Below are 10,040 nucleotides of genomic sequence, written 5' to 3'. Positions count from 1 at the left end.
CTGGCGTTTACGTGCGCGAAAATCAACGCGTGACGGCGCGACATGAGTTCCGCCGCAGACTATTCCGAAGACAAGTGACGCCGGCGGATTCAACCCGCCGCAATTACCAGCGCGCCCGTGGCCACGAGCGCGCCTTGCCATAGCCAATCGAAATTGATCCAGCCGCGCCGCAGAATGCCAAGGCCCAGGTATTCATACGCGAGCAGCGCAATGGTAGCGGTCGTTGCAAGCGTGACGAGCGTATGCAGCATGGTGAAAGCCGCCGATACCGCGAGCGGGCCGCCGCTGCCCACGCCGCTGCCGCATAGCGGCAACAAAGCGGGCATCAGCATAAGGCCCGCTCCGTGCAGCGTCGCCATCAACGCCGACCATGCAGCGAGCCCGACAAAGCCCACGGTCATGCCAACCCGCAGACGATGACGGTGCCCATAAGCATGCTGCCAGGCGGCCCAGCCGATCAGCAGCGCGCCAAGCACCCAATGCAGCCCGCTATGCGCGAACGGTGGCATCCACGCGCCCAGCACGGCGATCGAACTGCTGAATAGCAGCACCGACGCGGCATGTCCGAGCGCGATAGGCGGTAGCGCCATCAGCAGCGCTGTCCGACTACCGCGCTGCAAGCCGAGTGCCGTCGCGAAGAGCCAGCCCATCGCGGGATTGAGGCCGTGAAAGATACCGCTTGCAACCACGGCGCTCCATGCCGTCCAATGCGCGCTGACGCTGCCGGCGAGGGACTCCATGCTGGATCCGTTAAGGATAGCAGTACGAATCAGACGAGCAGTCGCCGCCTTCCAGCCGGATCTGGTGCGGGCGGTGCGTCGTGGGCCATTCCACGAAAAAGCGCTCGTCGAAATCGAGGCCACCGTCGGAGCCCACGTCGAGCTTGACCATCCAGCCGTCGATACCCTGAGGATAGAACTGCGCATCGATTGCGCCGTATAGTGAGTTCGTAAAATAGACGCGGCGGCCGTCGCGGCTCACTTCCACCATCTGCGGCCCGCCGTTGAGCGCGCGGCCTTGTGCACCCGGATGCGTGGCCTTCGACACAATGCCGCCCACGCGCACCTTGCCTGTGAGCTTAGGATGTTCGGGATCCGAAACATCATATTGCCGGAGGTCGCCGCTTCCCCAGCACGCCACATACAGAAAACGGTCATCGAGCGAGAGCGCAATATCGGTCACGAGCGGCGGAACGGCTGAAAAACCCTTGAGCATGGGCGGCAGCGTTTCCGGATCGGCGGGCTCGGCGGGAATTTCGATGATCTTGCGCGCAGCCCACTGGTCGCCGTCGAGATACCACTGCCAGATCGACGCCGAAAGATCCTTCAGGCTGATCACGGAATTCACAAAGCCATATGGTTTGGTGGGATCGTGCGCGGGCCGCAATTCAAACACGAGCTGGTTTTCCGCGCCAAAATCGAGCACCTGTTTGTGCTTGCGCGTATGCAGGTCCCAGAAGTGCAGCCGATGCCCATACTGTCCGCCGAGCAGCACTTCCGGCACGAGTCCGTTTTCGAATGCTGCTGGCAGGCCCCATTCGCTCGTCACGAGCGTGTCATAGCCCAGATGCCACCAGCCGTCGTAGGCCAGTTGTTGAGGGCCCCGTTCGATTTCCCATTGGCCGAGAATGTCGAAGCTCTCGTGATCCATCAAGAATATGCCGCCGGGCGCTTCGCCTTCGCCATTGGCAAGCGCGGTCACATAGATGCCATCGGGGCCGCAATGCACGGTATGAGGGCGCGAGTAGCCCGCGCGTCTAGCGACGTCCTCGGGCTCATGTACGCGCAAGATGGAAGGGCGGCGTGGATCGGGTTTCGTATCGATGATATGAATACGCGAGGAGCGCAAACCCGGCACGATCAGATAGCGGCGTTCCGTGTGCGCGTGCGGCGCATTCGGGCACAGGCACGAACTGCACGCATTCCAGCCGAAATGATGCAGTTCGTCGCCGGTATTCGGCATGGCGAGCCGATGAACGATGCGCCCATATTCGGGCGAGGCCGGGTCGAGATCGACCACGTCGAGTGAATCGGGAACGCCGCCAGTAGGGTCAAAACTCGCGACCCACGCTAGCGTTTCGGCCTTCGCTCCGGCCGCCAGTCGCGCAGAGGGATAAAAGCTGGGATCCGGCTTCCATGTTGCCATCGTAGCCTCACTTCGATGTCGTCGAGGCGCCTATCATGACCCATTTAGCGCGCGTGCGTATCGCGGTTGCGCGGCTTCTTTAAACGCTTATTCCTCGCAGTTTCAAGCTTATATGCAGCGGTGATAAACCGCGTTCGTGCGTTGCTCGTGGCTTGATTGTGAGGCGATTGTGCGTTCGGCGAAAACAGTGAATTCGCCGGGCTGACATTTATCTTGCGCTCCGCTCTTTCTAGACTTAACACGCCGGTCGCAGCCTTGCGCTGCACCGAACAAGTCAAGTTATCGGAGGTGTAGTCATGAAGTCGCTGATCAAGGCAGTTGCGCTGGCCGCGGTACTCGTAGCACCGGCCGTTTCTTTCGCTCAATCGGCTGATAACGGCCCCGTCACGCGCGAACAGGTGCGTAACGAACTCAAGGCGCTGGAGTCGGTGGGCTGGCGCCCGAATGTTGCGTCGCCGTATTATCCCGAGGATTATCGTGCTGCCAAGGCACGCCTCGACGCGCGTAACGCCGGAGGTTATGGCCCCGCAATGGACGGCACTTCGCAAAGCGGCGCCGCGAGCAGCTACTCGCCGCCTGTATACATGAATCGATAAGGATTCGTTGCCCTAACTGTTGAAAATGAAACGCCGTCCGGATCGAGAAGTCCGGACGGCGTTTCATTATCTAAAAGGCTTCACTTTGCTGCCGATGTATCGGCATCCTGATGTTCGATCCAGGCGAGCGTTTCGCTCAACACCTCATTGGACAACACGGGATCGTCGACCAGGCGCGCGAGTATCACCGCGCCGACCATCGCCGACCAGCCGCCAATGGCCGCGCGCCGCGCCTGCGCTGCGTCGAAAGGCTCGTCGCCCGACCCTCGCGCACTCAACCGTTCGATCTGTTTTTTCAGTCCCGCCGCCATCGCGGCGCGGGCCTCGGGCGTTTGCCTGACCGTTTCTGCGCCAAGCGCGGCGGTAGGGCAGCCGTTGGCGAGATTGTCCCGATGTTCGCTCGATAGATAACGTGCCGCGTAACGCGCCAGGTTGGTCTCACCGGTATCGCCTTGCCCGAAGACATGTTCGAGCGTCTGCGCGATCAGTTCGTCCTTCGACTTGAAATAGCCATAGAAGCCGCCGTGCGTCAGGCCGGCGGCGCTCATCACGTCCGCGACCGTCACCGCGTCATAACCGCGTTCACGAAAGAGCCGGCTTGCGGCCTCCAGAATCTTCTGGCGATTGATCGCCACCTGTTCCCGACTGACTCGCATTGCGTCCTCCCGACCTCATTTTGCTGCTTGACATTATACATGACGGCCATCATCATTCGATCAAATACATGATGATCGTCATGTAAAAACCCGACACTCGAAGGAGCTTCACCATGTCTGCTCAAAAACCTGCGGTTCTCATTACGGGCGCGTCGTCTGGCATTGGCGCGGTCTATGCCGATCGATTCGCGAAGCGTGGCCACGACCTCGTGCTGGTGGCGCGCGATCGTGCGCGCATGGAAACGCTCGCGGCGCGTCTGCGTGAGCGCGACGGCGTCAACGTCGAAATTCTGCGAGCGGATCTCACGCAGCGCGCCGACCTGCTGCAAGTGGAAAAACGCGTTGCCGAAGATACGCGTATTGGCGTGCTCGTGAACAATGCCGGTGTTGCGTCGGCGGGCGGTTTTCTCGACCAGGACGTGGACGAAGTGACCCGCGTGATCGACCTGAACACCACGGCGCTTGCGCGCCTCGCATCAGCGATCGCGCCGCGTTTCGTGCGTGAAGGGAAGGGCGCGATCGTGAATATCGCTTCGGTGGTGGGGCTCGCGCCGGAGTTCGGCATGAGCGTGTATGGCGCGACGAAGGCGTTTGCGCTCTTCCTGTCGCAAGGGTTGCATCTGGAACTGGGCCCGAAGGGCGTGTACGTGCAGGCCGTGCTGCCCGCGGCGACGCGCACGGAAATCTGGTCGAGCGTCGGCAAGGACGTCAACACGATCGAAGGCGTGATGGAAGTGGACGATCTGGTAGACGCAGCGCTGGTGGGTTTCGATCGCCGCGAAACGGTGACGATTCCGCCGCTGCCCGATGCGCAGCAGTGGAATGCCTTCGATCAGGCGCGTCAGGCGATGATGCCGAACTTCGCGCAATCGCAACCGGCGGCGCGCTATCGCGAAGCAGCGCACGACGCGACGTAAGCTGGGCCTGGCAGGGCAGTGGTGCATGGCGGGTCGGCCCGCTGCTTGAAGTCCAGTACTTCTGCAGACGCTGATTGGCGACAAGGCTGCCGGATGGGCGTTGTCGTAACCTCAGCGATCCGGTGCGCGGACGGTGATGATGTGACGTTGTGGATACGCGCTAACTTGACGTTCAAAGGAGCGTGTATCTACAATGAATCTACATCCCGGAGGCCAATTCGTGGAACTCAAGATTCAAAAATGGGGCAATAGCGCTGCGATCCGCTTGCCCGCATTGCTGCTGGAGCAGATCAACGTGTCGATTGGGACGTCGCTCTCAGTCGATGTGCGGCCGGATGGCGTCATGCTGACGCCTGCAAGGCCGAAATATTCGCTGGACGACCTGGTCGCGCAGTGCGATACGAAGGCAGCGCTGCCGGAGGATCTTGCCGCGTGGGGGCAGTCGAAACCTGTGGGACGTGAGGCATGGTGAGGCGCACGCGGTTTGAGCGTGGCGACATCGTGCGAGTGTGTCTCAACCCGACATCCGGGCGCGAGCAGCAGGGGGATTTTCGGCCAGCACTGGTGTTGTCGCCCGCGGCCTTCAACGCGCTCGGTGTAGCGCTGGTGGCGCCGATTACACAAGGAGGCGACTTCGCGCGGTTTGCGGGGTTCGCCGTGCCGTTGACCGGTTCGGGAACCGAAACGCAAGGCGTCGCCCTTGTGAATATGATCCGGACGCTAGATCTCGATGCGCGTGGTGCTCGTAAAGTTGAACGCGCCCCCGTAGAGGTGGTTGAAGATGCGTTGGCGCGCCTTCAGACGATCATCGAATGAAGCGTGAGACGGGCCGATCCTCGGCTCGCCCATCCCACGTTCATCCTTACTGTCCCACCGGCTCCACCCCATTCCCCCCGGCAGGCTTCGCCGGCTCCGGCTCCCACCCTCCGCCTAGCGCGAGGAACAGCTTCACCTGATCGAGCGCGACCTGGCCCTCTGCCGCCGCGACCTGCGAATGCGCGCTCGTGAGCGTGCGCGTCGCGTCGAGATCGGAGATAAACGATTCACGTCCTGCCGAATAAAGCCGATGCGTTTCGTCAGCCGACTGCTTGGCCGATGCATAAGCAGTGCGCAGCGCGTCCGCGCGCTGATCGTCGGCGGCATAGGTCGCGAGGCTCGACTGCGTCTCGCGCAGCGCATTCAGAACCACGCCGTCGAAATGCGCGAGCGCGCCGCTCGTCGCCGCTTCGGCGCCGCGTACGCGGGCGCGCTGGCCGTTGGCCGGGAACGTCCAGCTAATCAGGGGGCCGAACGACCATGCGTTGGTCTTGGCCGAGAACAGGTCGCCGGTCAGGCCGACCGTGCCCACGCCCGCGCCGAAGCTGACGTCCGGGTACATCTCGGCGATTGCCACGCCGATGCGTGCCGTCGACGCAGCAAGCTGGCGCTCGGCCTCGCGCACATCGGGACGGCGCCTGAGCAGCCCGGCGCCGTCGCCGACGGGAATCGGCTGCGTGAGTTTGGGCAGGCGATTGCAGGCGAGCGCAGCGGGCGGCAAGTCCTTGGGCGCGCGTGCCAGCAGCATGGCCAGCTGATATTGCGCGATGCGGCGGCGGCCCTCGAAACGCGGGATATCCGCGGCGAGCGTCTGCACCTGGGTCTGTCCGCGCGTCACGTCGGGCTGGTTGCCCCGGCCCGCGTCGCGCAGGCGCTTCGTGAGGGCTACGCGCTGCTGTTGCAGCTTCAGCGATTCCTGGGCGATGGCGAGTTCTTCCGCTGCCGAGCACGACTCGACATAGGCCTGCACCACGTCCGCGACCACGGTGATGCGTGCGAGGTCGGCAGCGGCTTCGACGGCCTCGTCGTCGGCGCGCGCGGCTTCCACGCCGCGCTTGAGCTTGCCGAACAGATCGAACTCGTACGACACATTGACACCGAGGTCGCCCAGGTTCGCCACGGGCACTTTTTCGAACAGCAGATACTGCTCGCCGGAGACCTGGGCGCGCTGGGCGCCGGCGGTCGCGCTGCCCGAGAAGCCGCCCTGCGCGTTGGCGACGGCGACGACGGCGCGCGAGCGTTCGAGATTCGCGGCGGCCACACGCAGGTTCGTGTTCGACGCCAGTGCGTCCTGCACGAGTTCATTGAGCGTGGGGTCGTCGTAAAGCTGCCACCAGTTGGCGGGCACGTTTTGCTGCGAGACGGGCGCATGGTCTGCGCCGTCGATCGGCCCTTGCGCGAGCGGCGCGTTCACCGCGGCTTCCTTCGGCAACTGGTAGTTCGGCCCGAGCGTGATGCACGCGCCCAGCGCCAGGGCGAGCGGTGTGAGGGCGAGGCCGCGCCAGAGACTGCGACGGGTCATTGCGACGCTCCGCTCGCCATGACCGGCGCGACGGCGGCGCTTGCACCGCTCGCGCCACTAGCAGCAGCGGCACCGCTGGCGCTCGTAGCAGCGTTGCGCTTGTCTTGCTTGTCCGCCGCGTCATCGCGCACGGCAACCGTGGCGGTGCGGCCGGCGATCATGCGGAAATCGTCAGGCACCTCGTCGAGCGCGACGCGCACCGGAATACGCTGCGCAAGACGCACCCAGCTAAACGCCGGGTTCACGTTCGGCAGCAGGTTCGGGCTGGCCTGGCGGTCGCGGTCTTCAATCGCGGCGACGATGCTCTGCACATGCCCGCGCAGCGGCCGGTCTTCGCCCATCACGATGATCTCCACCGGCTGGCCGATATGGATGCCGTGCAGACGCGTTTCCTCGAAGTAGCCGTCCACGCGGAACGAATGCAGATCGACCACCGACAGCACCGCACGGCCCGCCGACACGTATTCGCCAACACGCGGCGCGCGGTCGTTCAGGTAACCGTCGACTGGACTCACGATGGTCGTGCGTTGCAGGTTGAGCTTCGCGGTGTCCACCTGCACCTGGCTGTCGGCCACGGACGCTTCGCCCTGTTCGACGCGCGTGCGGCTTTCTTCCATCGTTTCGCTGGCCACGAGATTGCCGAGCGCGAGGTTGCGCGCGTACTCGCGTTTGGCCTGCGCGAGCGTCGCCTTGCGCTGTTCGAGCGCGGCTTGCGCGAGGCGCAGCGACAGTTCGTAGCGCGCCTGATCGATCACGAACAGCACCTGGCCTTGCTTGACCGGCTGGTTGTCCACCACGTCGACACGCGTGATGAGGCCGCCCACGTCGGGCGCGACCTGGATCACGTCGGCGCGCACGTGGCCGTCCCGCGTCCACGGCGAGAACATGTAGTAATTGACGATGCGCCACAGCACGAGGGCGGCGACCACGACGACGATGAGCGTCAGCAGGATCTGTCCTGCGGAGAACCAGGTTTTTTTCACGTTGACGTTAGTTCACGAAGCGATGCGACACGATGATGACGGCGGCGAGTACGAATACATAAATGCCGAGATCGAAAATAGAGCGATGCCAGACGAGCCGGTAAAAACCGACTCGCGTCAGCACCTTGCCGATCACGACGTTGATGAGGTACGCGATCAGCATGAGCACGAGGACGGCGGGCACGAAGACGCCAAAGATATCGATTTCGCCGATCATGGTGCGGATTTCGGATGAGGTTGAACAGGACGAGCGCTCATGCGCCGGCCTCCGTTGTGCCGCCATGCGGGCGTTGGCCTGCCTGGGCGGGATAGAGCGACAGGCGCACGCCCACCAGCGCATGCAGCGTATCGCGCAGCCAGCGCTGCGAAAGGCGCGCGCGCGGCGTGCCACCTGCGGTTGCATCGGCGGCGCTGGCCGCTTCCTGCGCGAGGCCGCGCGTGGCGACGCGATGCATCGCGTCGTCGATGGTCGCGAGCAGCGCGGGCGGGGCGTTCTGGCGCGAGCGCGCGTCGGCGCAGCGCGTGTAATGGTCGCTCACGCCAGCAAGCACGCGGTCGATGGCGGCGGGCACGTCGCCGTCGAGCTTGCGGCGCGAGCGGCGCAGATCGAGCGCATTGAGCGCGATGCGCAGGTCGCGGAAGCTCTCGATCGACGGATGCCGATGTTCGTCCGAAGCGCCCAGGCGCGGCAGCAGCTGCATCAGGCGGTCGACCATGCGCGACGTCAGGTTGCGCTGGTCAGTGAGCGGCGCAGTGGACGCCGACAGCGCCACGTCCGTCCAGCTCGAACGCAGCAGCCGTTTTGCTGCATATTCGGCGCCGAACGGGCGCGTCGCGCGCGTCCATACATAAGCGAACAGCAGGCCCGCGACACCCGCGATATTGCTGTTGAGGAACACGAGGAAATCAGTGTCGTAGGCGCTCTGGATGCTGATGAACGTCGCCGTGTTCACGGCCGTGAGCATCGTCACCATATTGAAAGCGGGGCGCGGAATCAGCGTGCCGATCAGAATGAACGGCCCGGCGAACATCAGCACGAGCATCGGGAAGTCGTGCACCTTGGGCAGCACGACGAACAGATAGAGGCCCGCGAACACCACGCTCGCGGCGGTCGCGGCAAAGAAGCGGAACACCATCGGCGCGGGCTCGTCGAGCGCGGCGAAGAAGCAGCAGGCCACGGCGGCGAGCGTCACGGCACCCGCGCCGTCGTGCCAGCCCGAGCTGACCCAGAGCCAGCACGCGACGAGAATCGCGCTCACCGGCACGGCACAGGAAATCAGCATCAGGCCGCGGTCGTAGAAGCGCTCGGTGCCGCCCAGCCGCCAGTGCCGGTAGCGCGGTCGCCAGGTGCCTTGCTCGTGCGCAATCAGCGCGCGCAGCGTGCGGCAGTCCTGCCAGACGTCGATGACCTGACCCAGGCGCCAGAGCGCATTCGACAGCAGCGCGCCTTCCCAGCTCGTGAGCTGGTCGTGCGCCGGTTGCAGCGCGGCGACGCGCGCGCGCAGGCTATCGGCGATGCTGTCGCCTGCGTCGTCGTGGATGTCGGCGGCACGCGTCGGCAGCGGCGCGTCGAACCATTTGGCCGCGTCGGCAAGCAGTGCATCGAGCCCTTCGGGCCAGACGTGCAGATCGCGCCGCAAGGCGATGAGCGGATCGGCGAGCGCCGAAATCATCGGCAGAAATAGCTGCATGCGGCCGCGCAGGTCCTGGGCGCGCGCGAGGATCTCCGGATGCGTGTGGTCGTAGCCCAACTGGCTCAGCAGGAATTCGAGCTGGTTGACCGTCGTGGCGAGGCGCTGGCGACAGGCCGAAATTGCCTTGCCGACGATATTGCCCGAGAGCGTTTCGCGGCCGTAGAACGCGGCGTCGCGGAACCAGGCGTCGGCGCGCTCGATGAGCGTGGGCGCGAGACGGCTCGGCAGGATGTTGCTGCCGATCACGCTGGCGCAGATGATGCCGACCGTGATTTCCTCGGTTCGCGCGATTGCCACGTCGAACACCGTGCTGGGATCGGTCACCGTGGGGAAGGCGACGAGCGGCATGGTGTAGCCCGCGAGCATGAACACGTAGCTGCGCGCGGTGCGATCCATGATCGCGAGGTAAAGCAGCGTGCCCGTCCAGAGCGCCACGATCACGCTGAAAAGCAGCGGCGTTTCGACGAACGGCGGCACGAGCGCGATGGCGGCCGCAGCGCCGAGCGCGGTGCCGAGCACGCGATACAGCGCCTTGGAACGGGTCGCGCCGACGAACGGATTCGAGACGATATACACGCTCGCCATGGCCCAATAGGGGCGCGGCAACTGGAACGCGAGCCCGATATAGAGCGCCAGCATCGACGCTGCGAAGGTCTTGACCGAGAAGAGCCAGTCGCGGATTGAAGGGTAGGTCATGAGGCCGCTTTCAGC

11 protein-coding genes are annotated in these 10,040 nt (G+C 64.3%); 4 read left to right on the top strand and 7 right to left on the bottom strand.

What is annotated here, in order from left to right:
* Nucleotides 1-89: 89 nt before the first annotated feature.
* Both BBA01S_RS23440 and BBA01S_RS23435 read right to left on the bottom strand, forming a co-directional pair.
* The gene (locus BBA01S_RS23440) at nucleotides 90-740 is read right to left on the bottom strand and encodes a hypothetical protein (protein WP_042297741.1); all 651 of its coding nucleotides are present in this window, start codon (nucleotides 738-740) and stop codon (nucleotides 90-92) included.
* Between the two features lie 10 nt (nucleotides 741-750).
* Nucleotides 751-2,145, bottom strand: coding sequence for a selenium-binding family protein (locus BBA01S_RS23435; protein ID WP_027818591.1), 1,395 nt, complete (start codon nucleotides 2,143-2,145; stop codon nucleotides 751-753).
* A gap of 296 nt (nucleotides 2,146-2,441) precedes the next feature.
* Here BBA01S_RS23435 and BBA01S_RS23430 point away from each other — a divergent pair, with 296 nt between their 5' ends.
* On the top strand, nucleotides 2,442-2,741 hold the full coding sequence (locus BBA01S_RS23430; protein WP_027818590.1) for a DUF4148 domain-containing protein: 300 nt from the start codon (nucleotides 2,442-2,444) through the stop codon (nucleotides 2,739-2,741).
* Between the two features lie 80 nt (nucleotides 2,742-2,821).
* On the opposite strand, the gene BBA01S_RS23425 is transcribed toward BBA01S_RS23430, so the two are convergent.
* A complete protein-coding gene (locus tag BBA01S_RS23425) occupies nucleotides 2,822-3,397 on the bottom strand; it encodes a TetR/AcrR family transcriptional regulator (RefSeq protein ID WP_027818589.1) in 576 nt (191 codons plus the stop codon).
* Between the two features lie 113 nt (nucleotides 3,398-3,510).
* On the opposite strand from BBA01S_RS23425, the gene BBA01S_RS23420 reads away from it, so the two are divergent.
* The 3 genes from BBA01S_RS23420 (at nucleotide 3,511) to BBA01S_RS23410 (ending at nucleotide 5,130) form a co-directional block, all read left to right on the top strand.
* Nucleotides 3,511-4,314: an SDR family NAD(P)-dependent oxidoreductase gene (locus BBA01S_RS23420; RefSeq protein WP_027818588.1), complete on the top strand. Its 804-nt coding sequence runs from the start codon at nucleotides 3,511-3,513 to the stop codon at nucleotides 4,312-4,314.
* Nucleotides 4,315-4,534: 220 nt separating this feature from the next.
* Entirely contained in the window at nucleotides 4,535-4,786 is a 252-nt protein-coding gene (locus BBA01S_RS23415) for an AbrB/MazE/SpoVT family DNA-binding domain-containing protein (RefSeq protein ID WP_027818587.1), read from the top strand.
* Nucleotides 4,780-5,130, top strand: a complete 351-nt coding sequence (locus tag BBA01S_RS23410) for a type II toxin-antitoxin system ChpB family toxin (protein WP_027818586.1) — start codon at nucleotides 4,780-4,782, stop codon at nucleotides 5,128-5,130. Before BBA01S_RS23415 ends, BBA01S_RS23410 begins: the two co-directional genes overlap by 7 nt.
* 46 nt (nucleotides 5,131-5,176) lie before the next feature.
* Here the strand turns inward: BBA01S_RS23410 and BBA01S_RS23405 are convergent, their stop codons facing one another.
* From BBA01S_RS23405 to BBA01S_RS23390, 4 genes are read right to left on the bottom strand one after another with little or no spacing between them, the layout of a single operon-like run.
* Nucleotides 5,177-6,652 carry an efflux transporter outer membrane subunit gene (locus tag BBA01S_RS23405; protein WP_027818585.1) on the bottom strand — a complete coding sequence of 492 codons (1,476 nt, stop codon included), beginning with the start codon at nucleotides 6,650-6,652 and terminating at the stop codon, nucleotides 5,177-5,179.
* Nucleotides 6,649-7,635, bottom strand: a complete 987-nt coding sequence (locus tag BBA01S_RS23400; protein ID WP_027818584.1) for an efflux RND transporter periplasmic adaptor subunit — start codon at nucleotides 7,633-7,635, stop codon at nucleotides 6,649-6,651. The genes BBA01S_RS23405 and BBA01S_RS23400 overlap by 4 nt, the downstream gene beginning before the upstream one ends.
* Nucleotides 7,636-7,642: 7 nt before the next feature.
* Entirely contained in the window at nucleotides 7,643-7,852 is a 210-nt protein-coding gene (locus BBA01S_RS23395; protein ID WP_027818583.1) for a DUF1656 domain-containing protein, read from the bottom strand.
* A gap of 37 nt (nucleotides 7,853-7,889) precedes the next feature.
* Nucleotides 7,890-10,025: an FUSC family protein gene (locus tag BBA01S_RS23390; RefSeq protein WP_027818582.1), complete on the bottom strand. Its 2,136-nt coding sequence runs from the start codon at nucleotides 10,023-10,025 to the stop codon at nucleotides 7,890-7,892.
* Nucleotides 10,026-10,040: the final 15 nt, after the last annotated feature.

It is taken from the genome of Paraburkholderia bannensis NBRC 103871 (assembly GCF_000685015.1).
GTDB lineage: Bacteria > Pseudomonadota > Gammaproteobacteria > Burkholderiales > Burkholderiaceae > Paraburkholderia > Paraburkholderia bannensis.
This window is presented reverse-complemented; position numbering and strand designations above follow the sequence as displayed.

Excerpts from the sequence above, each read along its gene's own strand:
- BBA01S_RS23440 (WP_042297741.1), bottom strand. The coding sequence starts at position 740 with ATGGAGTCCCTCGCCGGCAGCGTCAGCGCGCATTGGACGGCATGGAGC.
- BBA01S_RS23435 (WP_027818591.1), bottom strand. The coding sequence starts at position 2,145 with ATGGCAACATGGAAGCCGGATCCCAGCTTTTATCCCTCTGCGCGACTG.
- BBA01S_RS23430 (WP_027818590.1), top strand. The coding sequence starts at position 2,442 with ATGAAGTCGCTGATCAAGGCAGTTGCGCTGGCCGCGGTACTCGTAGCA.
- BBA01S_RS23425 (WP_027818589.1), bottom strand. The coding sequence starts at position 3,397 with ATGCGAGTCAGTCGGGAACAGGTGGCGATCAATCGCCAGAAGATTCTG.
- BBA01S_RS23420 (WP_027818588.1), top strand. The coding sequence starts at position 3,511 with ATGTCTGCTCAAAAACCTGCGGTTCTCATTACGGGCGCGTCGTCTGGC.
- BBA01S_RS23410 (WP_027818586.1), top strand. The coding sequence starts at position 4,780 with ATGGTGAGGCGCACGCGGTTTGAGCGTGGCGACATCGTGCGAGTGTGT.
- BBA01S_RS23405 (WP_027818585.1), bottom strand. The coding sequence starts at position 6,652 with ATGACCCGTCGCAGTCTCTGGCGCGGCCTCGCCCTCACACCGCTCGCC.
- BBA01S_RS23395 (WP_027818583.1), bottom strand. The coding sequence starts at position 7,852 with ATGATCGGCGAAATCGATATCTTTGGCGTCTTCGTGCCCGCCGTCCTC.
- BBA01S_RS23390 (WP_027818582.1), bottom strand. The coding sequence starts at position 10,025 with ATGACCTACCCTTCAATCCGCGACTGGCTCTTCTCGGTCAAGACCTTC.